This window comes from Streptomyces sp. NPDC054841 (assembly GCF_053611045.1).
This window is the reverse complement of the sequence record NZ_JBSGZO010000003.1, coordinates 30,766-53,830: the sequence shown is the minus strand read 5'-3', so window position 1 is coordinate 53,830 and position 23,065 is coordinate 30,766. Positions and strand designations below refer to the sequence as shown.

12 protein-coding genes and 1 tRNA gene are annotated in these 23,065 nt (G+C 71.0%); 4 read left to right on the top strand and 9 right to left on the bottom strand.

What is annotated here, in order from left to right:
* Positions 1–5 precede the first annotated feature (5 nt).
* The 7 genes from ACWGI8_RS01005 to ACWGI8_RS00975 form a co-directional block, all read right to left on the bottom strand.
* Complete coding sequence (locus ACWGI8_RS01005) at positions 6–6,365, bottom strand: amino acid adenylation domain-containing protein (protein ID WP_453657389.1); 6,360 nt, start codon at positions 6,363–6,365, stop codon at positions 6–8.
* A gap of 165 nt (positions 6,366–6,530) precedes the next feature.
* The gene (locus tag ACWGI8_RS01000; RefSeq protein ID WP_453657387.1) at positions 6,531–8,687 is read right to left on the bottom strand and encodes a hypothetical protein; all 2,157 of its coding nucleotides are present in this window, start codon (positions 8,685–8,687) and stop codon (positions 6,531–6,533) included.
* Positions 8,684–10,006: an MFS transporter gene (locus ACWGI8_RS00995; RefSeq protein WP_453657385.1), complete on the bottom strand. Its 1,323-nt coding sequence runs from the start codon at positions 10,004–10,006 to the stop codon at positions 8,684–8,686. Before ACWGI8_RS00995 ends, ACWGI8_RS01000 begins: the two co-directional genes overlap by 4 nt.
* A gap of 2 nt (positions 10,007–10,008) precedes the next feature.
* Positions 10,009–10,269, bottom strand: coding sequence for an acyl carrier protein (locus ACWGI8_RS00990; protein ID WP_453657383.1), 261 nt, complete (start codon positions 10,267–10,269; stop codon positions 10,009–10,011).
* Positions 10,266–11,798, bottom strand: coding sequence for an amino acid adenylation domain-containing protein (locus ACWGI8_RS00985; protein ID WP_453657381.1), 1,533 nt, complete (start codon positions 11,796–11,798; stop codon positions 10,266–10,268). The genes ACWGI8_RS00990 and ACWGI8_RS00985 overlap by 4 nt, the downstream gene beginning before the upstream one ends.
* A 102-nt stretch (positions 11,799–11,900) precedes the next feature.
* Positions 11,901–12,236, bottom strand: coding sequence for a hypothetical protein (locus ACWGI8_RS00980; protein WP_453657379.1), 336 nt, complete (start codon positions 12,234–12,236; stop codon positions 11,901–11,903).
* Between the two features lie 41 nt (positions 12,237–12,277).
* Complete coding sequence (locus ACWGI8_RS00975) at positions 12,278–12,415, bottom strand: hypothetical protein (protein WP_453657377.1); 138 nt, start codon at positions 12,413–12,415, stop codon at positions 12,278–12,280.
* 327 nt (positions 12,416–12,742) lie between these two features.
* Here ACWGI8_RS00975 and ACWGI8_RS00970 point away from each other — a divergent pair, with 327 nt between their 5' ends.
* From ACWGI8_RS00970 to ACWGI8_RS00960, 3 genes are read left to right on the top strand one after another with little or no spacing between them, the layout of a single operon-like run.
* Positions 12,743–16,222 carry a protein kinase domain-containing protein gene (locus ACWGI8_RS00970; protein ID WP_453657375.1) on the top strand — a complete coding sequence of 1,160 codons (3,480 nt, stop codon included), beginning with the start codon at positions 12,743–12,745 and terminating at the stop codon, positions 16,220–16,222.
* 24 nt (positions 16,223–16,246) lie between these two features.
* Positions 16,247–17,731, top strand: a complete 1,485-nt coding sequence (locus ACWGI8_RS00965) for a hypothetical protein (RefSeq protein ID WP_453657373.1) — start codon at positions 16,247–16,249, stop codon at positions 17,729–17,731.
* On the top strand, positions 17,728–19,095 hold the full coding sequence (locus tag ACWGI8_RS00960) for a protein kinase domain-containing protein (RefSeq protein ID WP_453657371.1): 1,368 nt from the start codon (positions 17,728–17,730) through the stop codon (positions 19,093–19,095). The genes ACWGI8_RS00965 and ACWGI8_RS00960 overlap by 4 nt, the downstream gene beginning before the upstream one ends.
* Before the next feature lie 68 nt (positions 19,096–19,163).
* Here the strand turns inward: ACWGI8_RS00960 and ACWGI8_RS00955 are convergent, their stop codons facing one another.
* Positions 19,164–21,119: a P-loop ATPase, Sll1717 family gene (locus ACWGI8_RS00955; protein WP_453657369.1), complete on the bottom strand. Its 1,956-nt coding sequence runs from the start codon at positions 21,117–21,119 to the stop codon at positions 19,164–19,166.
* A 277-nt stretch (positions 21,120–21,396) separates the two neighbouring features.
* Positions 21,397–21,478, bottom strand: a tRNA-Thr gene (locus tag ACWGI8_RS00950).
* 1,352 nt (positions 21,479–22,830) lie between these two features.
* Here ACWGI8_RS00950 and ACWGI8_RS00945 point away from each other — a divergent pair.
* Complete coding sequence (locus ACWGI8_RS00945) at positions 22,831–22,977, top strand: hypothetical protein (protein WP_453657367.1); 147 nt, start codon at positions 22,831–22,833, stop codon at positions 22,975–22,977.
* The last annotated feature ends 88 nt before the right edge of the window (positions 22,978–23,065 follow it).

Genomic DNA, 23,065 nt, shown 5'->3' with positions numbered 1-23,065 from the left:
AGTTCTCAGAGTCCGAGCAGCGCACGGTCGGCGGCGCTGAGCATGGTGAAGTCGGTGACGGCCGCGGCGGGTGCCTCGGCGGTGTCCGTCGGCGTCAGGGTGGCGGCGAGCTCCCGCAGGTCGCGCGCGGTGAACACCTCGTCGAGGGCGAGCCGCCATCCCTGGTCGGCCGCGGCGCCCACGACGCGTACGGCGCTGAGCGAATCGCCTCCGAGGGCGAAGAAGTTGTCTCCCGCGCCGACCGGTCCGGCCGGTTTGACGACATCGGTCCAGATGGCGGCGAGTGCCCGCTCCTCGTCGGTCGCGGGTGCTTCGTACGCGACGGCCTCGGGCCGCCACAGCTGCGGATCGGGCAGGGCACGCCGGTCCACCTTGCCGGTGGCGCCGAGCGGGAACTCGTCCAGCAGCACGACCAGTGAGGGGCACATGTAGTCGGGCAGAAAGGTGCGCAGCCGCTCGACCAGTGCGGAGCCGTCGATCCGGGTGCCGGGCCGCGGGGTCGCGTACCCGATCAGCTCCTTGCCACCGCCCGGGTTCTCGTGGACCAGGACGACCGCGTCGCTGACCTCGGGCTGGGCGACGAGCCGCTCCTCGATCTCGCCGAGTTCGATGCGTACGCCCCTGATCTTCACCTGGAAGTCGGTACGGCCGAAGTACTCGAGCTCGCCGCCGGCCTGCCGTCGCACCAGGTCACCTGTGCGGTAGAGCCGGGAGCCGGGGTTGTCGGGCCCGGCGAACGGATCCGGGACGAACCGGTCCGCCGTCAGATCGGGGCGACCGCTGTAGCCGGTCGCCAGCCCGGTGCCGCCGATGTGGAGCTCGCCGACGCCGCCGGGCGGCGTGACCCGCATGGTGTCGCGGTCCAGGACGTACAGCCGGATGTTGTCGATGGGGCGGCCGATCGGGACCGCGGCCCCGGAGTCGTCCGGTGCGGCGCTGTACCAGGAGACGTCGACGGCCGCCTCGGTCGGGCCGTACAGGTTCTCCAGCCGCGGGGCCTTGGCCGCGCCCGAAGTCACCGTGTGGAACCGGTCGCGCAGGCTGCCTTCCAGGGCCTCGCCGCTGCACACCACGAGCCGTACCGAGTCGGCGATCGAACCGGCCTCCGGGTGTTCGAGGAGCGCGGCCAGCATCGGCGGCACGAAGTGCAGTGTCGTGACCCGCTCGCGGCGCATCTCCTCGATCAGATAGCCGGGGTCGCGGTGTCCGCCGGGGCGGGCCATGACGATCCTGGCGCCCGCCAGCAGCGGCCAGAAGAACTCCCACACCGACACGTCGAAGGTGTACGGGGTCTTCTGGAGCACGGTGTCGCGGGCGTCGAGCCGGTAGGCACTCTGCATCCAGCGCAGCCGGTTGGTGATCGCGATGTGCGGTACCAGCACCCCCTTGGGGGTGCCCGTCGAACCGGAGGTGAAGATGCAGTACGCGGGTGCCTGGGGCGGCACCGCCAGGGCCGGCGGCGCCTGGGGCGGGGCGCCCAGATCGACGCAAAGAGTGTGGGTGCGGCGCAGCTCGTCCGGCACACCGCCCTCGGTGGTCAGCAGCGCCCGGACGTTCGCGGTGTCCATCATCACCCGCAGCCGCTCGGCCGGGGCGCCGGTGTCCAGCGGCAGATAGGCGGCGCCGGCGGCCAGCGCGGAGAGCAGCGCCACCACCATCTCGGCGGACCGCTCCAGGTGCACGGCGACCACGTCGCCGGTGGTGATCCCGCAGGAGCGCAGCCGGTGCGCGTGCGCGTCGGCCAGACCGATCAGTTCGGTGTAGCTCAGGGTGCGGCCGGCGTAGCTGACCGCCGGGGCGTCCGGGGTACGGGCGGCCGTGCGCCGGATGCCGGTGAGCAGGTCGAGCGGCTCGCCCGGGGTGAACGGCCGGTCCGGGCCCGCGGCCCGGGCCAGTTCGGCGGCCAGTTCGGCGGGCGGCAGAGCGTCGTGCCGCGTGCCCGGCTGTCCCGTCACCTCCAGCAGATGGCAGATGTGGTCCAGCAGCGCGCGGACGGTGGCCGGTTCGAACAGGTCGGCGTTGTACTCCATGGTGAGCGTGGGGTGTGCGCCGTCGAGATGGACGATCAGGCTCAGGTCGGTCTTGGCGGTCGGCCGGACGTCGGGAACCTCCGTGACCCGCACGCCGGGCAGTTCGAGCCCGGCGGGCTCGGCCTGCTGCATCACCAGCATGGCCTGGAAGACCGGCGGATGGTTGGCGGTGCGCTCCACATCGAGCTCGGACAGCAGCCGCTCGAAGGGGATGTCCGCGTCGGCCAGCGCACCGGCCGTCTCGGCCGCGACCGTGTCGATCAGCTCGTCGAGCAGTCCGCCGGCCGGGATGGCCAGGCGCAGCGGCACGGTGTTGATGAAGCAGCCGATGAGCTCCTGGTGGAAGGTCTCGGGACGGTTGGCCACGGCCGCGCCGAGCACCAGCTCCCGGTCGCCGCCGCGGGCCGCGACCGCCGCCGCGTAGGCCGCGGCGAGCAGGGTGAAGGGGGTGACGGAGCGGCGGGTCGCCTCGGTCCGCAGCCGCTCGGCGAACCCGTCGGGCAGGGCGAGCGCCTCGCGGTCGCCCCGATAGGTCTGGCGGCGGCCGCGGGGCCGGTCGGTCGGCATGCCGTAGCGCTCGGGGGCACCTCGCAGCCGCGCGGCCACCGAGGCGAGCCGTCCGTCCGCCTCCAGTTCGGCGGTGCGCTCGCGCTGCCAGAGCGCGAAGTCCGCGTAACCGCCCTCCGGGAGCGGCGGCTCGGCCGCTCCGGGGTGTCCGGCGAACACCGCGTACAGGGCGGACAGTTCGCTCTGGAGCACCGACAGCGACCAGCCGTCGGCGGCGATGTGGTGGACGGTGCACACCAGTGCCCGGTCCTCGGGGCCGAGTTCGGCCAGCGCGAAACGGACCGCGCCGCCCGCGCGCAGACCGAGCGGCCGTGTCAGCTCCGCCCGTACGAAAGCGTCGAGGTCGTCCGGGCATTCCAGGCTCACCGTGCGGAAGTCGAAGACCTCCGCCGCCGGGCGGGGGTGGGCCAGCAGACCCTCCGGCGTCACCTCGAAGCCGGTGCGCAGCGGCGCGTGGCGTTCGGTCAGCCGCAGCAGTGCGGCGCGCAAGGCGTCCGTGTCGAGCCGGCCGCGCAGCCGGAAGCACCATGGGATGTTGTAGACGCCCGGTTCGGCGCCGGTCATCTCCTCCAGGAAGAACATCCGCTCCTGGCCGAGCCCGGCCGGGTAGGGGCGGTCACCGGTGATACGGGGCGACGGCCGGCCGGCGTCCGGGGACTGCCGTCCGATCCACTCGGCGAGCACGGCGGGGGTGGCCCGGTCGAGCACGCCCTGGGCGGGCACCCGGACGCCGAAGCGCTTGCGCAGCCGGGCGGCGACCCGCATCGCCAGCAGTGAGTGGCCGCCGAGCGCGAGGAACTCGTCGTGCACGCTCATCCGTGCCACGCCGAGCACCTGCTGGAAGATCTCCAGGACCGCGGCCTCCTCCGCCGTGCGCGGTGCGACGATCTCCACCTCGGGGCAGCGGTCGGAGGGCTGCGGAAGGGACCGCCTGTCCACCTTGCCGTTGGGCAGAAGCGGCATCCGGTCGAGGGTGACCAGCCGGGCGGGCACGAACGCGGGGGGCAGCAGCGCGGCCACATGGCGCAGCGCCTCGGCCTCGTCCAGCAGTGTCCCGGGGGCGGGCACGACGTAGCCGATCAGCCCGTGGCCGTCGTCGCTCTTGACGACCGCCGCCTGTTCGACGCCCGGGTGGGCGCGGAGCGCGGCCGAGATCTCGGCGGGCTGGACGCGGACCCCGTGCACCTTCACCTCGTCGTCGGCGCGGCCGAGGATGTCGATGAGCCCGTCGGCGCGCAGGCGCCCCAGGTCGCCGGTGCGGTACAGCACGTCGGCCGGGTCGTCGCGGAAGGGGTTCACCGCGAACCGGTCGGCGGCGGGCCCGTCGGTCGCACCGAGGTAGCCGAGCGAGCGGTGCGGGGTGCGGATGGTGAGTTCACCGGTCTCGCCGATGCCCGCCGGGCGGCCGTCCCGGCCCAGCACCGCGACCTGCGTCTCGGGCAACGGGTGGCCGATCGGCTGCACACCGTCGACCGGGTCGGCGGGGACCTCGTACCAGCACTTGGCGAGGGTCGTCTCGGTGGGACCGTACAGGTTCACCACGCGAGCCGTCTCACCGAAGTGCCGTCGCCACCGGGTCACGGCCTGCCCGGTGAGCGGCTCACCGGCGAACAGCACGGCCCTCAGGGCCTGCGGACGGGGCGCCGCACCGGGGTCGTCCGCGTGCTCGGCGACGAGCAGGTCGGCCAGGCTGGGCGTGATGTGCAGCGTGGTGGCACCGGACGCGGCGAGCCAGCGCAGGGTGGCTGCCGGGTCCTCCAGGTCGGCCGGGTCGGGCACGACGAGTGTCGCGCCGGAGACCAGCGGCAGGAACAGATCGCGCAGCACGACGTCGAAGCCCGGGTTGGTGCGCCAGGCCACGCGGTCGCCGGGGGCGGTGGCGAGCGCGTCCCGCTCCCAGGCGAGGAAGTGGCCCAGTCCGCCGTGCCGGCCGAGTACGCCCTTGGGCACACCGGTCGAGCCGGAGGTGAAGAAGATGTACGCGGGGTCGTCGGGGGCCGGCAGCGGCAGTTCACCCGTCGTCGCGGGCGCGGCGCCCGACGCTTCGAGGAGCGCGTCGAGATCACCGTCGCCGAGGTGCAGGGCGGGGCCGGCGAGACCGAGTACCGCCTCGCGGCGGGCCGGCGGCAGATCGGGCTGTACGAGCAGGAGCACGCCACCGGCCCGCAGGACGGCGAGCGCGCCCAGCACGGTCCGCAGGGAGTGGGGGGCCTCGAGCGCGACCGTGTCCCCGGCCCGTACACCCCGCTCGCGGAGCCGGGCAGCCGCCCGGTCGGCGCGGCCGGTCAGCCCGCGGTACGTCAGCTCCTCCCCGGGGGCGCTGACGGCGAGGCCGTGCGGGTCGCGGGCGGCGGCCGCCCACACCTGCTCGACCACCGAGGAATGCGGCGTCGAGACGAGCGGCGCGGACAGCGCCCGCAGGCTCTCCCCGGCCCCGTCCAGGGCGAATCCGGCGACCGGCAGTTCCGGAGCGGCGATGCCCTGCGCCAGCAGCCCGGTCAGGGAAGCGGCGAACGACGCCGCGTCGGCGGCGGTCAGCGCGGCCGTGCGGTACAGGAACTCCAGACGCAGCCCGCCGTCCTGCGGCCAGCCGTAGACGCACAGGTCGGCGCGGGCGCGTACCGGGGTCTCCTCCCAGCTGAGGCGGCGAGTGGTGCAGCCGGGCAGCTGGAGCTCGGCGCGCTCGCGGGGGAACAGGTTGAGCATCAGATTGCTGCGTGCCTCGGCGCCGCTCTCCGCCCAGCGGGCGCGCAGTGCCTCGGCGGGGATGTCGGCGTCGTCGTACGCCTCGAACGCCAGGTCCCGCACCTGGTCGACGAGTTCGGCGAAGGTGCGGCCCGCGGGCACGCCGGCCGTGAGGTAGAGGCTGTTGAGGCAGGGACCGATCACGTCACGCGCCCACGCCGACGCCCGGTTGGCGTACGGAAGCAGTACGCCGCAGTTCTCCTGGTCGCCGAGGCGGGCGGCGGTGGCCACCAGCGCGGCAAGGATCACGATGACTTCGGACGCCCCCCGCGCGCGGCCGAACCTCCGTATCTCCGCCAGCTGTTCCGCGTCCAGCAGCACGTAGTGACGCAGCCCCTCGGACGGATCGCCCTGCTCGCGACGGGTGGCCGAGCGGGGCAGCGGGACGGGCTGCGGCACGGGCAGCCGGGCAGCCAGCCGCGCCACACGCTCGGCCTGATCGGGCCGGGCGAACAGCTCGCGCTGCTCCTGGGCGAAGCGCTGGTAGGGCTCCGGGGCGCCGGGGAGCTCCGTGCCCTCGGTGACGTGCCGGTATGCGGCGAGCAGCTCCGCGAAGAACGACTCCTCGGAGCCGCCGTCGAAGACCAGATGGCTGATGACGATGAGCAACAGCGTGTCGCCGTCCGCGCCCTCGTCGCCGGCCGGCGCCCAGATGCGGGCGCGGACGAGCGGCTGCCCGGGCGGGAAGGGCCGCAGCGACTCCTCGTACGCCTCGGCGTACGCCAGCTCGTCGCCGGTGCCGTACGAGATGTCCACAGGTATGTCCTGTGGCTCGTGGCTGCGGGTCAGCAGGAGGGTGTCTCCCGCCTCGTCCCAGTCACAGCGGGAGAGCAGGACCGGGTTGCGGACGGCGACCAGACGGAGCGCCGCGCGGAATGCGCCGGGGTCGACGGGGCCGGCGATCCGCCAGGCCATGGGCAGGTTGTTGGCCACCGGGCCGGCTCCGAGCTGCTCCAGCAGCCAGAGACCTTCCTGGGTGTAGGAGGCCGGAACCGCCGCCGTGGTGACGGTTGTCTCGGACATGCGTGTGACCTTCCGTGCGGATGCAGAACGGTGGATCGGTGCATCGGTGGATCGGTGCATCGGTGGATCGGTGGGTCGGCGGATCGGTGGATCGGCGGATCGGCGGATCGGTGGGTCGGTGGATCGGTGATCGCGCGGAGCAACGGGCGGATCAGCTCCGGCGGATCAGCTCCGGGCGGAGAGCGTGATCGGCACGGGACCGGCCACGGCCGGGCGCACCCACACCGGGCGGGTGACGAACGAGATGGTCCCCTCGGCGACGACGAGGCCGCGGACGTACTCCTGATGCATCCGTGCGCCCTCGGGCACCTCGACGCTCACGCGGAGCTCTCCCGTGCCGTCGGCTCCGAGCTCGACGAAGCGCGGCGAGGGGAAGTCCATGCCGTTCTTGGCCGCGTTGGCCATGAAGATGCCGACCGCCACCTTGTCCGGACCGGCCCCCTCCCCCGCGACGGGCGCCAGCCGGAACCGCAGGGCGATGTCCTGGGTCTCACCGCAGCGCCAGATCTCCGGGGTGTCGACGACCATGCCGGCGACAGGGGTACGTGCGTCGGCGTCGCGGATCATGCCGCAGCGCGGGCACACCTGGGCATCGCGGCCGATCCGGCCGATGATCGGGTGGGTCGCGCCCTGCCGCACGAGCAACCGCGCGCAGTACGGGCACTCCTCGTCGGAGAGTTCCGGCGAGTGCAGCTCCAGCGTCTCGCCCCATACGTCGTTGTAGTGCTGAAAGCTGTGGACACCACGCTCGAACAGGGCCTCGGCCAGGGTGAGTTCGGCCCGCTCGACCCCGGTGGTGATGGCTCCGATGCGCCGCCTGATCCGCTTGATGTCCCCCATCAGCGCGGCGCCGTGCAGCGCCTGCGAGAGAGAGGCGACTTGATCGCGGACGTTGACCAGCATGTTCCCCTGGCGGGAGTACTTCAGACCGGTGAAGGCGACGTCCTCCAAATTGGTCATGGCACGGCCCATCGCCTGCAGCGTCTGCTTCAGATGCGGTACGGCGCTGAGGTCCAGGCCCTCCGGCGCCTCGTCGCCGAGCACGGCCGCCCCACGCCCGGACACGTACAGCACATGGGCGCTGCTGCCGGTGGACTCCTCGGCGGCGAGGGCTACGGCGGCGGCGCGGACACCGCCTCCCTCCACGCCCGGCTCGCCCTGTGCGAGCAGGAACTCGCCCCACTGCGCCCCGGGTTCGGCGCCTCCCTCGGCGCCGCCCTCGGCGACGGTCAGCCAGGGCAGGCCGAGCAGTGTGTAGTACGGCAGGTCGACGCGCTCGTAGCGGAGGTGGTCGTTGATCAGCGTGGCGGCCTCGCCCAGCGTGCGCCCGGTGCCGCAGGCCGTGTGGAAGATGTCGTTGACCTTCAGCAGACCGTTGATGACCTGCCCGGTGGCCAGGTACGCGGCTGCCGTGCCGCGTACGAAACCGTGCGGCATCAGGTACTCCTGGGGGTACAGCCCCTCGTTGACCCGCATGCCCATGCAGGAGTTGGCGAACAGCACGTCCGCCGCGATCCCGCCGGACAGGATGATGTTCTCGTTCGCGACCTCGGGCCGGTAGCAGCGGCCGGTGAAGGCGCAGACCGGAGCGTGCGAGGCCGACGGCGAGCCGGGGTCGATGGTGTGCGCGCCGATCGGGCAGATCACGGTGTCGTTGAGGTGGATCACGTCGTCGCGGCCGTGTGCCACCAGGGAGACCGCCGCCGTGTGCGTGTCCAGCAGCAGCGGCCGTACGACCTCGGCCTTGGCATCGTCCTGGAGGACCCAGGTGCCGGTCCCGTAGCGCTTCGAGATCCGCTGCACGGCGGGCCACACCCGCAGGTGCTGCTCGGTGGGGGTGATGCGATGGGGCAGGGCCAGGCCCTTGGCGACGATCCAGCTGAGCTGCTCCAGGTCGGCGCCGACGACCATGCCGAGATGACCGCCCTCACCCGCGGAGCGGTGCTCCCAGAGGCTGTCGTGCATCCGGGTCAGCGAACGCTCGTCCATCTCGTCGGCGAGCGAGACCACGAGGACGTGGCGGGCGGTGCCGCTGGTCGCGCCGATGTCCTCCGGCCGCGCGAGCTCCCGGCCCCGGCCCTGGACGGCCTCGGCGAGTGCGGCGGCGAGTTCGGCGGCCTTGGAGCCGGCCGGCCAGACCACCAGGATCTCGCCGGGGTCAGGGGCGGCTCGCTGCGGCTGAGGCCTGCTGAGCTCGATGACGGCCTGGTGGGCGGGGCCCGGTTCGCCGAGCACGGGCACGGGCGTGCCGGGGCGGTGGTTGCGCAGGGCGGCCAGGTACGCGTCGGTGCGCGTGTGGAAGGTGAAGGGCGCGTGCGTCACTGGGAATCTCCTGCGGAGTTGGTCGCAAGGGCGGGCTCGGCCGTGGAGGGGATGGGGGTGGCGGCGGAATCGGTGGCTTCAGAGACCGGCTCCGGCTCGTTGACCACCGCGTCGCGCACCAGCACCAGGCTCAGCAGACCCGGCGCGCCGGCGACGACGGCCATGGTCAGTACGAGCGCGGAGTAGTGACCGCCCGCGAGCAGCGGACCCGCGACGAACGAACCGACCGGCACCGCGCTGTGCATCAGCGTGCGCATCAGCGTCATGGTGCGGGCGCGAAGCACCTCGGGCGTGCGCTGGTAGCGGACGCTCTGCGAGGAGACCGTCATCACCATGGCCGGGATGCCGCAGATCGCCTGGCCGATCAGGATCAGCACCGGATTGGCACCGAGCAGCAGCAGCAGACCTCCACCGGCGACGAGTTGGAGGAGTCCGATACGGACCATGGGGCGTACGGCAGGCTTGACCGCCCCGGCGATCAGCGAGCCGACCATCTCGGCACCCGCCAGCACACCGACGATCAGACCGAGCATCGTGGCGCCGCCGGGCAGCCGCTCGTGGGCCAGCCACGGCTGGGTCACGATGAGCATGCCCATCGCCATGTTGAAGGCGGTGAACGCGATGGTGATCACCAGCATCACGCGGTCGCCCACCAGGAACCGGAGCACCGGTCGCCACGAACTGCGCTCGGCCTCGGCGCTCTTCCCGCCCGCTTCCCGCGTTGCGGACTCCGGCCGGTCGAGCCGTGCCTTCATGCTCATCACGAGGCCGGCGAAGACGAGATACGAGACGGCGTCCAGGCCGAGCACCCAGTGCCCGCCGATGAACGGGATCAGCAGGCCGCCGAGCGCCGGCCCGGCCAGACCGGCGGCTCCGTAGGCGACCGCCTCCAGGGCGATGGCCGTGTCGAGCTGCTTCTTGGGCACCAGATCGGGAAGGACCGCCGGGATGATGCCGATCGGCAGGATCTTGAAGAGGCCGTAGACGGCGGCGACGGCGTACAGATGCCAGACGCTCAGGGCGTCCATGACGTACAGCAGCGGAACGGCGGCCATCGCGGCGGCGCGCACCACCGAGTCGAAGACGAGCAGCTTGCGGCGGGAGAAGCGGTCCACCACCTTGCCGGCCAGGACCCCGCCGAAGAGAACGGGCGCCGAGTAGCACACACCGAGGACGGCCAGTGTCTTGGCGCCTCCGGTCGACACGGCGATCCAGGCCAGCGCGGTCCAGGTCGCGCCGTCGCCGAGCAGGCTGATGACGGCGCCGATCCACAGCTTGCGGTAGTCGCGGTTGCGGAGAACCTCAAGGTAGTTGCGCACGGCTACTTCACCGGGCCCTTGCCGCTGAAGGCGGCGGCCGCGGCGTCCGAGAGCGTGCCCCGGAACAGCTCGGGGAGCCCGATGGACACGCCGTGGCGATCGGCGAGCCATGCCTTGAGCTCGATGGCCATCATCGAATGGCCGCCCACGTCGAGAAAGTTGTCCTCTCCGGTGATCCACCGGTCGCCCAGCTGCTCGCGCAGCCGGCTCAGGATCGTCTCCGTCAGTTCGGAGAGCGTGATGGGGTCACTGGTCACGGTCATGTCCGGAGGTCCATTTCCTTGGCGATCATCTGGGTGTCGGTCTTTCCGTTCACCGTCAGCGGCAGCTGCTCGAACCACTCGAAGCGGCCGGGGAGCATGTACTGGGGAACCCGGGAGCGCAGTTCGGTGCGCAGCGTCCGCAGTTCCAGGGGTCGGCCGGAGCGGGTGGTGTAGCCGCAGGCCAGGACCGGGCGGTCGGAGGTGCCGAGCACCACCACGGCCGCCTCGGTGACATCGGGCACGGCGGACACGGCCGCCTCCACCTCGCCCAGCTCGATGCGATGGCCGCGGATCTTCACCTGGCGGTCGGCACGGCCGAGGTAGACCAGCCGTCCGTCGCCGGTGTCCTCGACCAGATCGCCGGTCCGGTAGAACAGGGCGTCGTCGAGCAGGCCCAGCGGGTCGGGTCCGAAGCGCTCCGCCGTCGTCCGGGGGCGGTCCAGATAGCCGGCGGCCACCTGTGGACCCGCGACCACGAGTTGACCCCGTTCGGTGGCACGGCCCGTCTCGTCCACCACTCGGGCGACGAAGCCGGGCAGCGGCCGGCCGATCACGGACTCCTCCCCGGCCAGATCCGCCTCGGTCAGGGGGTGGTACGTGGTGTGCACCGTGGCCTCGGTCAGCCCGTACATGTTGATCAGCCGCGGGCTGTCCAGGCCGAACCGGTCGCGCCAGCGGCGCAGCGCCGGCATCGACAGCCGCTCGCCGCCGAACACCACGTAACGCAGGGGGAGTCCGGCGCCCTCCGGAAGCTGGTCCATGAGGGCACGGGACAGCACGGAGAAGGCGGTCGGGGTCTGGTTGAGCACCGTCACGCCCTGCTCCAGCACGATCGACGCGCATGCCTCGGGCGACAGCTTGGTCCAGCGGTCGAGGACCACGAGCGTGCCGCCGTACAGGAGCGGGCCCCACAGCTCCCACACCGAGAAGTCGAAAGCGATCGAGTGGTACAGCAGCCATGTGTCGTCCGGGCCGAACGTGAACAGCCCGTCCGCCGCCTCGAACAGCGCCTGGACGTTGCGATGGGTGATGGGCACGCCCTTGGGCCGGCCCGTGGTCCCCGAGGTGTAGATGACGTAGCAGTCGTCTCCCGGCCGGCCGGTCGCCGCGTCGAATTGCGGCGCGTCCGCGTCTTCTGCGATCCGGGTCACGTCGTCTGCGGTGACCGTGTGCACACCGGGCGTCCCGACCCTCGCGTCACCGATGACGGCGCGAGGCCGGCAGTCGTCGAGGATGAGGCGGTTGCGCTCGGCGGGGTTCTGCGCATCGAGCGGTACGTACGAGGCCCCGCATCGCAGCACGGCGATCAGACACGCGATCGCCTCGGTCGAAGACTCCAGGCAGAGGGCCACGCGGTCACCCGCGCGGACCCCCGCGGAATCCGCGAGACGGGCAGCCAGGCGGCGCGAGGCCGCGGCCAGTTCGGCATACGTCGTCCGGTTCGCACCGGACACGACGGCGATCGATTCCGGGTACGCCGCGGCGACTTCGTCGAATCTCTCGACAAGGGTGCGATGGGTGGCGTTCATGACACGTGGTTCCGCCTTCGGGGTCGGGAAAAGGGCATAAGGGCAGCCCGAAGCAGCCGTATCGGCAGGGGAAAGGGAGAACGGAGCGCGGCGTAGGCGCTGTCAGAGTTCGTCGGTGGCGTACCGAGCCCACAGGGTGTCGAGCATCTCGACAGGAAGATCCGCGGCGTACTGGTCGATCACCCAGTCGTCGAGGGCAGGTTCGCCGGCCAGGGCTCGGCGGAGGAGCACACCTGCGGTGTGCTCCGCCTGCTCCAGCGTCGGTGCCAGAAGATAGAGGACGAGTGCGCAGCCGCCCGGTGTCGACTGAATCCAGTGATGCTCCAGCCGGCCCTGCGGGCCCGCAGCCGCGCTTCGGAGCAGTTCACCGATGCGTCGCAGGTCGGCGGCATTGTCCTCTGCTCGTGGATGCAGCAGCCGTGCAGAGATGACATACATGCGGCCTGGCTCTCGTCGGATCGATGCGGCGCGGAAACCGTTCAGCCCCAGATGTTCCCGTCCTGGTTGCTCGCCACCTCGACAGCGGGGGCGGCCTCCTCAGCGGTCTGCGCCACGCTCGGCACGGCACCGAACAGAACGAGAGCAGCAGCGGCGACAACGCGAACGATGAGCTTCATCGTGGATTCCCCCTGGGTACTGGTGCCCCGGCGTGCTTGCCCGGGCATGTCCATGAGTCTGCTCACCCCGCGATACGGAAGCTATGGCTTCGGGGTGTCCCAAACAGGCCGCGACCCAATGCGGAGCCGACGGGGGCAGCTCGGCCCCGCCCCGGCTCCAGGGCCCCGCCCCGGCCCCTCGGTTCGGAGCTGAGGGAGCACCACATCGCCCAGGAGCCACGGGCTTTGCACGTCGAGGGGAACCGGAAGCTTGCCGGGACGTGTCCTGTCGTCTTGTACAGGGCATAAACCGTCCCGGCATCCAGTGACTTGGAGGTCTGCACGCATATGTTCGACAGGGCCCCCGCACCCCCTTCGTACTGGTCGAAGAACGAGACCGTCGACGACCGGTACAAAGTGCTGGACGACCCCAAAGTGGGCGGCATGGGGCTGGTGTACCGGGTGCGCCACCAGGTGTGGGGGACCGACCTGGCGATGAAGTGCCCGAAGCCGGAACACTTCCGGGACGCCGCAAGTCGACAGAGGTTCGTCACCGAGGCGGAGACCTGGGTGACGCTGGGTCTGCATCTGCATGTGTGCAGTTGCTATTACGTGCGCACGATCGACGGCATCCCCTGTGTGTTCGCCGAGTACGCCACGGGAGGAAGCCTCCGGGACTGGATCGACGACCGCCGCCGACTGTACGCGGGCGGGCAGTCGGATGTGCAGGCCCGGATCCTGGACGTGGCGATCCAGATGGCATGGGGCCTGGAACACGCGCACAGCCGGAAGCTCGTGCACCAGGACGTCAAACCGGACAACGTCGTCCTCGACGAGCACGGCACGGCGAAGGTGACGGACTTCGGACTGGCCAGGGCCCGTGCGGCCGCCGTCGGTGCGGCCCGGGCATCGGCGGATCCCGACGCCCCTCCTCAGCCGGATCCGTGGCCCGGTGTCACTGTTCTCGTCCCCAACGGCGGGCGGACCAGGCAATACGCGTCGCCGGAGCAGGCAGCGGGTCGACCGCTCGACCGGCGCACCGACATCTACAGCTTCGCGGTGTCGGTCTTCGAGATGTTCACCGGCGGGGTGAGCTGGCTTGCCGGTCCCGCCGTGGGGAGGTCCCTGGCCGAGTACCGTGCCGCGGGCGGGACGGGCGAGGCCTGGCTGCCGCCCCTGCCCGATCCGCTCGCCGACCTCCTCGAACGGTGTCTGGCCAAGGATCCGCAGCGCAGGCCCAGGACCATGGCCGATGTCGCGGCCGAGCTCGTCGCCATCCGACACGAGGTGACCGGAGCTGCGTATCCGCATCTGGAGCCGGCCGAGGCCGATCTGCTCGCCGACGAACTCAACAATCGTGCTCTGTCCCTGCTCGACCTGGGCAAGGGAGCCGATGAGAGGACAGCCGAGGCCGAGAAGACGTTCACGGAGGCTCTGGAGGCCGACCCCCGGCACCCGGGAGCGACGTACAACCTCGCGATGCTGCGCTGGCGGCGCGGTACCGCCACCGACGAAGAGGCGGTCGCCGCGCTGGAAGCCGCCCGGGCCGACACCGACGACCCCTGGCAGGCCCGTCAGCTGCTGGCCCAGGTGCACCTGGAGCGTGGCGATCTCGCCGCGGCGGGCGGGCTTCTGGAAGAGGTGGCCCGGGAGTGGCCCGACGAGCCGGAGGTCCGGTCGGTGCTCCGCACGGTCCGGTCCGGGCACGTCCGCACGACGTACAGGACTCTTCGGTACGGGGACAAGCCGAAGGGGGTCTCCCATCGGCCGGTCCGTGTCACTCCCGACGGACGACTGGCCGTGACCGGGGAGTACGGCCCCATCCAGCTGTGGGACCTGACGACCGGGCGGTGTCTTCGGACGCTCGAAGGACACAAGGACGGGCACTACACGAACGTCCGCTCCGTCGACCTCAGCTCGGACGGCCGCTTCGCCGTCTCCAGCGGCGAGGACAAGACCGTACGGTTCTGGGATCTGAGCGACGGGCGGTGCCTGCGCACCCTCGACGAGCAGTCCCACGGAGTCCGGCTGAGCCCCGACGGCCGCCGGGCGCTGTGGGGCTGGTCCGACGGCACGCTCCGGCTCTGGAACACGCGCACGGGGGAGCTCACGACGACGCCCGACGGGCACGCGGCAGGCGCGGAGCAGGTGGAGGTGAGCGCGGACAGCCGGTGGGCCCTGTCCAGCGGCTGGGAGCGACGCGGGCCGTCGGTCAGGCTGTGGGACCTGGCCGGCGGCCGCTGTGAGCGAGTTCTCGCCGGGCACACGTCGCCGGTGATCGGCCTGTGTTTCCGTCCGGACGGAAACACCGCGGTCATCGCCCACCAGGACAAGACCATCGCCCTCTGGGACGTGCGCAGGCCCCGGCTCATCCGCGCTCTGCGGGGCGGCGGACGCGCCCGCCTCATGTCGCTCGATTCCGCCGGGCGGTTCCTGCTCACCGGCGACGACAGCACGGGCGACGCGCAGTTCTGGGACCTGGAGAGCGGCCGGTGCCTGCGCACCTATCGCGACATCGGGGTGAACGCCGTGCTGCTGGACGCCTCGGGCCGCTCCGGGCTCGCCGTCGCGGCCGGTCAGCTCTCGTACGGCGACGACGACCGGAAGAGCGGCGTGTATGCCTGGGAGCTGGACCTGCCCGCGGGCCACACCGCCCCGCCGCACCTGAGCCGGCCCCGCCCGCACACGGAACTGCGGACGCTGGACAGTCAGGTGGCCACCATGGTCACCAAGGCGGAGCGGGCCTTGACGAACGGACGTCTCGCCGAGGCGTTGGACCTGCTCACGCGGGCCCGGAGGCTTCCCGGTCACGAACGGGCGCCGCGGGTCATGGACGCCTGGCGGGAGCTGAGCCGGCACGCGGTGCGCACCCGGCTGCGAACGGCCTGGTCGCCCCGGACCATGTCCGCGTCGGCCGGCGCGGTGTACGCGCTCGACCTGACCGACGACGGACGGCACGCGCTGGTCGGCGGCTCGGACGGGAGCGTCGGGCTGTGGGACGTCCGCAGGGGCGCCCGCACCCGTCTGTTCACAGGCCACCAGCATGCGGTGCGGTCGGTCTGCCTGAGTGCCGACGCCCGGCGGGCTCTGTCCGCCGGCCAGGACGGCACGGTACGGCTGTGGGACGTCGCCTCCGGGGAGTGCCGTCGTGTCCTGCACATGTACGAGTACCTCCCGTCGCCTTCGGTGCCGGTGCGGTTGAGTGCGGACGGGCGGTCGGCGGTGGTCGGCGGCGGTGACGGCGCGGTCAGGCTCTGGGACCTGGACACCGGCGGCCTCACACGGACCCTGACCGGTCACGAGGGGGCGGTGCACGCCTTGTGGGTCGGAGCCGACGGGCATCTGGCCGCGTCCGCCGGATCCGACAGGACGGTGCGGCTGTGGGATCTGGCGGAGGGACGTTGCGTTCGTGTCCTGGAGGGCCACATGAGCAGCGTCACCATGGTGTGCTCCAGTGCGGACGGAGCCTCCCTGCTGTCCTGCGACAGCAGTTACGGCAGGGAGATCCGGCTGTGGGACACCGCCACCGGGCAACAGGTGAGGGAGTTCGAGAAGCAGTCGAGCCCGCACACACTGCGCATCACCGCAGACGGACGCTTCGCGTTCTCGGGCGACCACGACTCCCGCATCAGGCTGTGGGAGGTCGCCACCGGCCGCTGTCTGCGCACCCTGGACAGCCATGAGAAGACGGCAACGACCTGTCTCGCGGTGACGCCCGACGGACTTACGGCGGTCTCCGGAGACGCCGACGGGACTCTTCGGTCGTGGCTGCTCGACTGGGAGTTGGAGACCCACGAGCCGGCCGGCCGGCAGAGTCCGGAAAGGTGAGGAGCCTTGGTGGAGGAGTTTCTGATGGATTTCCGAGAGAACATCGACGACGGCGACGCAGAGGCGTACGGCTTACCCGGACAGGCACGGCAGCTGGCTCGCCGTGCCGCCCGTGAGCTCATCGCCGCGGCTCCGCCCGGTTGGCGGTTCCTGAGCGCGGTGTTCGCCCTGACGGTCACGGCCGAGCGGTCGACGGTCATCGTCGACGACGGCGAGCGGTCGACGCGGATCGAGCCCCCGCCGTCCGTCCTCGCGCTGGCGCGCGAGCACCGCGAGGTGTCGTCCGGGCTCAGCACGGGTCCCTGGTGGCGGCTGCTGCTGGAGCTGACCGACGACGGTGAGCTGGACGTCATGTGCGACTTCGGCGAAGAGCCTTTCCCGGACGAGCAGTTGTTCCCGCCCGAGAAGTACCGTGAGGATCTGGAGGAGTATCCGCGGGACGGGCTGCCGGTATGGCTCGCGGCCTATATTCACCACGACGGCAGGCAGCGGCGCACCCCGCAGCAGGCCGCCACCGCAGCTCGCGCCGATCGCCGGGCGAAGGTGTGGCCGGTCCTCAGCGTGAACGATTTCCCGGACTTCCCCAGCATGTGGGCCCGGTGGGCGGTGATCTCGGCGTCCTTCGTCGCCGCCCGGTCGGACTGGGGCCCCAGGGTTCTGCCGTCGATGGGCTGGTTCGAGAGCTCCCGTCGCGGTGGCTCGACGCTGTACCAACTCCCCGACGGACGGGCCGTGTTGTCGGGAGGCGTGTGGAACGCCCCCGCGCTGGACGCCGCCTACAACGACGGCGAGGAACTGCCGGCCTTGTACGCGGGCGCCCCGGACTGGTTGGCGGACCCGGTGCTGAACCCGCGCGCCACGACGGGTCTGCTGTCGTTCTGCTACTGGTGGGATGCCGGGCAGTGGTACCGCGGCGAGTCCGCGTCGGCCGAGGAGTCGGCCACAGCGGTGCCGGGTGTGTGGACCACCGACACGGTCACCGGCATCGTCGCCGGTCTGATCGGGAGCTCGGGTACGCCGAGCGAGGAGCATCGGGCGAGGGCCTCGACGCTGGTGTCCGCCGTGGGGAAGGGGGTCGTCACCCGCGAGACCCTGGTGGCCGCCTTCGGCGACGACAGCCGTTTCGACATCGACAGTGCCCTCTACCAGCTCTCCCTCGCCGGCCTGGTGACCACGGTGCCGCAGCCGATGCACGAGGAAGATGCCATCGCCCGAGTACGCGAGTACATGCTGAGCTTGTCCCTGAACGGCCCGGGGTATTCGGTGTCGGAGCTGATAGCCGAGCGGTTCAGCGTCGGCTGGATGATCTACGTACCCGTGCCGCGCGGTGAGATCGCCATCGGCCGCGCCATCTTCTACGTCACCGACGACGGTGGCTTCAAACACTCGTCGTCCTCCGTCGCCCCGACTCGGGCCATCGCCGAGTGCGAGGAGGAGTTCCACAAGCGGCAGCAGAGGAAGCGCCGAGGCCAGGACGACGCAGGAGACCAGGGAGACACGCCCCGATGACGCGCCCGCCCACCGTCACGCTGACCCTCGTCGAGGGACGGCTCGATCGCGCCGAGTACGTCTTCGAGGAGCGAAGCACCTCCGTGCTCGGCCGCGCCCGCGACTGCTCACCGCGGCTGCCCAACGACGAACACCACCGCACCGTCTCGCGCCACCACTGCCTTCTCGACATCAATCCGCCCGCCATACGCGTCCGCGACTTCGGCAGTCTCAACGGCACCTACGTCAACGGCCGGAAGATCGGCCAGCGCCGGAACGATGAGACACCCGAAGAGGGCGCGGCCCAGTCGTTCCCCGAGTACGACCTGCTCGAGGGCGACGAGATCAAGGTCGGCGGCACCGTCTTCCGGGTCGGCATCCAGGTCCAGCACACCCTGGAACGGATCCAGTGCAGGAAATGCGGCCGGGATGTCAGCGGCGAGGCGGGCGTCCGAACCGGCGAGTACCTCTGCGCGTCCTGCCAGGCCGAGCCCGCCGCGATGCTCAGACTGCTGCTCGACCTGGCGCGTCCCGAGCACCCGGAACTGTCCTCCATCGCCGGGTACACGCTCCTGAAGGAACTCGGCCGCGGCGGCATGGGCGCGGTACACCTCGCCCGCCATGAATCCACCGGGAAGGAAGTGGCGCTGAAGGTGATGCTCCCGAGGGTGGCCGTACGTGCCGAAGCGCGGGCCCGCTTCCTGCGCGAAGTGGCGATCACCCAGGCCCTGAGCCATCCGAACATCGCCACTCTGCACAGTGCCGGGTTCTCCAACGGCACGTTCTTCTTCACCAACGAGTACTGCACCGGTGGCAGCCTGGACCTTCTGGTGGACCGCAACGACGGACGGCTGCCGGCGGACGAGGCGGTCCGGCTCGTTCTCCAGGCGCTGGAAGGGCTGGACCACGCGCACCGTCAGGGTGTGGTCCACCGCGACCTGAGCCCCTCCAACATCCTGCTGCACACGGCGGCGGACGGCTCCACGACCGCGAAGATCAGCGACTTCGGCCTCGGCAAGGCCTTCGACCAGGCCGGCTTCAGCGGCCTCACGCGCACCGGGGACACCGCGGGCAAGCCGTGGTTCATGCCTCGCCAACAGGTCAGCAACTTCAAGAACGCCACCCCGGCCGGTGACGTGTGGGCCCTCGCCGCGTGTCTGTACCACATCCTGTCCGGGGAGTATCCCCGCGACTTCGCACCGGGCAAGGACGTGTGGCAGGTCGTACTCGACTCGCCGGCGGTGCCCATCCATGAGCGCGAGCCGAGCGTCCCCCAGGCACTGGCCAATGTGATCGACAAGGCACTCCAGGAGGAACCGGCCCCGGGATTCCAGACCGCCGTGGAGCTTCGGCAAGCGCTCCTCGCGGCAGCGGACAGCTGGTGACCGTATGACTCCTGCGTCGCCCGGCCACCTCCCGTCACACCGCACATCCGTTGCTGCCTACGAACGCGTCACGGCCCCGACGAGTCGCCCGAACTCCCGAATGACCCGCCCGCCGCCCTCCGCAGCCGCCGTGCCTCCTCCTCGATGCGGTGCGCGACGCCGCCGGCGCCCGTGGTGTCGTCCAGGCCGCTGGCGAGGAGTTGGGCGGCGAGGGCGCTGAAGTAGTTGGCAGCGGCGAGGAGATACTCGTCCACGTTCACACCCATCGACGAAGCAGCGCCTGAGGGTATGCGGTTGACGTCGTCGAGAACGCGGTTGATCTGCCGCGTGATCTCGTCCCCGACGTCCGGTGTCAGCGTCACCGCCCGGCCGACCTGGGCGAGGATGGAGTGGCAGGAGCGCCCAAGCTGCTGGAGCAGCCGGTCGTCACGGTTGCGGGCGGTGGACCCCGACGTGCCAGGGCTGAAGTTGCCCGACGCAATCCGCGCGTCCGCGAGTTGCGGCTCGTAGGGCCGGAGGTCGAAGGGGCTGGTCGCGCCGAGCGCCGCCCGGAAACAGGCGTGGATGTGGAACTCCGTCTCGTGCGGCTGGACCGGAAGGTCATCGGCGCCCGCGAATACCACGCCGTTCCCGCGCCGCACCCCGAGGAAGCCCACCCCGTAAAGCACGTCGATGACTCCGGAGAGCGTCAACGCGTGTGCGTACGCGGGGAAATCATGATGGAGCGACTCGGCCGCCGCCTCGAAGCGGCTTGCGAGCGCGCCGCGCGTGACGACGTATCCGGTGTTCTGGAAGAGCGGGAACAGGTTCTTCAGGAAGGGGTGCGCAACCAGGTACTCCGAGCTCAGATCCTTGAGTTTCCAGGCCGAGAACTGCCGGCCCGCCTGTTCCACGTCCGCCTCCGTGATCCGGTCACGGCCGTGCTCCAACCAGGCTGTCTCCTGGCAGGCGTTGAGGAACTGGATCGCATCGCGCGGCCGTGGCAGACAGCGGCGGAAGAGGTAGGTCGCGGTCTCTTCCCCGCCCACCGTCTCCGGGAACAGCTCCTTCCACAGCTGCTCCTCGCTCAGCGCCGCTCCGGCGGAGGCCCGAGCGCGTGCCAGGGCAAGGTCCCGCAGTGCGTGTTCCGTCCAGCCGATCCGCAGTTCGTCGCCGTGGAACTTGTCGCCCTCCCCGAACGACAGCGAGTCGTAGATGTCGGCGCGCAGGAACAGCAGGAACCGTACGGAACGCCCGTACAGGCTCGCGGCATGCTTGGCCGCCAACAGCAACCCGATCACCATCGAGTTGCTGTCCGGCTCGGCCGACCACACCTGCTCCAGCTGGTCGACCATGAGCAGGAGCGGTGCGTGGACGCCGCCGTCGCAACCCAGATCGGCGAAGGCCCGCGCCACCCCTTGCTCGACGATCTCCAACTGCCGTGCGGCCCGGGCACCTTCGGAGGGCGACTGGGCGAGATCCACGCTCGCCTTGACGCCGAACGCCTCCAGCGACAGCGAGGTCTGCAACCCCCGGGCCCCTTGCGCCAGCCGCTCCCCCAGCCGGCCGCCACCACCGCCGCCCGGCACCCCGTCCGCCGACTCGCCGTTCTGCTTCAGGAAGCGGCCGAGCGCCTTCACCGAGTCGAGCTTGTGGCCACCGTCGTGCGTGCCCTTGGCATGCGCGACGATATGCCGAGCCGCGTGCACGGCGAACACGTACCGCCAGATCAACGCCTTGGCCGAGTCCCCCGGCAGCCCCTGCAACTCGAACCGCCGGATCTCCTCCCCCGCCGCCTCGTCCGGCGTGACCAGGACCTTCCCGCCGTTGTGCGCATGCGCACCGTCCGCCGCCATCAACTGCATGCAGATGGCGCTCTTACCGGACCCCTTGCGCCCGATGATCAGCATCTTGCGCCCGCTCAACGCGCCCCGGTACGCGGCATTGGGCAGAAACCCCCCGCGCAGCAACAGCCCCTCTGTCACGTCTCGTTCGGCGTCCTCACGCCCGAAGTGCAGCTCCGCGAGCACCCGCCCGTCGGCCATCCCGCCCCCCTGGTGCCAGCCCGTCGCTCTTGCATGGGTCGTCCACGGCCCACACGGTATCCGCGGGGCCTGACACCAGGACCGGGAATGCCTGGCCATCACGGTCTTCCGGCCGCTCCCCAAGATTCCACTCGCACCACACACCACCGTGCCGGGATCCCGCACCCCCACGCCCTGTTACCGATGCGCTCCCCTCGTGCACTCCGGCGCCGGCCGGAACCGAGACCGCACAAATAGCAAAACCCCAGGTGAGAGGCTTGACCTGGGGTTTCATCGGAGCCGCCTTCGGGATTCGAACCCGAGACCTACGCATTACGAGTTGTCCGATCTTGGTCCGGAGGCGTCCCCCACTGTGCGGCCTCGCCGGAAGCCTCCAGGTGACAGGTCATCTACATCTCGGAGGACCGCCACGGACCACCACGGATCTCCGATCAACTGAGACCAGAGGTGAGACCCCGTCCGGGACCGAAGAAGGCGTGCTCGACCAGAGCTCAGAAGCGTTCGGCTCGCGGGGAGTAGTCGGATTTCAACCTCCGCCACCTGCTTGTGAGTTCGCCCGCCAGCCTTGAGGCCGCGGCTTCACGCCTCCTGCACCGGCACGGGTCGGTTCGACCTTCTGATCCGTAGCTCTATGCAGAACGGTCAGCGATGTCCGAACCGGCCTCGCCAGGGGCATCCGGAGCCCGGGCGGTCCAAGGTCAGTCGACGGGGTTGCTGTACTTCACTGCTGTACCGCAGCCCGGCACCTCGGCGCCAGCCCGGCTCGTGGCTGTAGCCGTGCGCGACGGGCGCCCGGGGGCAAGCAAGTCTTCTCGCCTCTGGGTAGCTTCCCGGCCACGGCCAGGGAGCAGCTCGAGGACAGCCCCGGCTACGGCCTCGCCGCCGACATCGCCGGCGCCCTGGATAACAACTGCACGGCCTGACGTAGGCCCGGCCCCGGCACTTCCTCGGAGGCTCGCCCTCGAGCAGCCTCACCCCCGGCGCGAAGGCGGGGCACCGCTGGTGAACCCATTTGGATTGCTCCGTACTGCACGCAACGGAACATTGCCGAATCATGATCGTGGACGACCGGAGGACGCACCCCGCCACCCCGGAAATGACATCCCAAGACGAAAGCAGGTCAGTCATGCGTGCTCGACCCCGCCTCGGGCCCCTTCCGCGCGGTACAAAAGTGCTGGCTGGCGGCCTCATGGCCCTGACGGCTCTGTTGAGTTTCGACCTGATCACACCCGCGCTTGCGACGGGCCCCTCTCCCCGGTCGGGCGCCGAGACGGCCCCGGCAGGCCTCTTTGCGGACCGCCCTTGCGACAAGCACCCCCATGAAGACAGTCTTTCGCGCGTTGAGAGCGGCCGAGACAAGTGCAGGGGTGCAACTGGAGCTACGGGCCCGACGGGTCCGGCCGGCCCGACGGGAGACACCGGTCCGACGGGAGACACCGGTCCGACCGGACCGTCGGGAGACACCGGCCCGACGGGGGCCACCGGCGCTACGGGGGCGACCGGAGCGACGGGGGCCACCGGCGCTACGGGGGCGACCGGCGCTACGGGGGCCACCGGAGCGACGGGCGCCACCGGAGCGACGGGCGCCACGGGCTCTGGCCCGGTCACTGGGTACGAAAGGGTCTCCAACACCGTGCCGTGCACCGGTGACAACATCTGCACCATCTCGGTGAGCTGTCCGGAGGCTGGCCAGGTGGTCATGGGTGGGGGCTTGGACAGTGCCGTCCTGGCCAGCAGCGGTCTCTATGTCATGGAGACTTTTCCGAGCAGCAACACCACATGGACCGGCACCTACCGCAACGCCACCGGCACCTCCATCAACATCACTGTCTGGGCCGTCTGCGTCGACGGCACGTGACTCGGGTGAGCTGACGTGCCGTAAAGCCCAGGGACGCAGCCGTCTTGCGTCCCTGGGGGGGGGCGGTCCGCACCACGCCCTCCCGGCG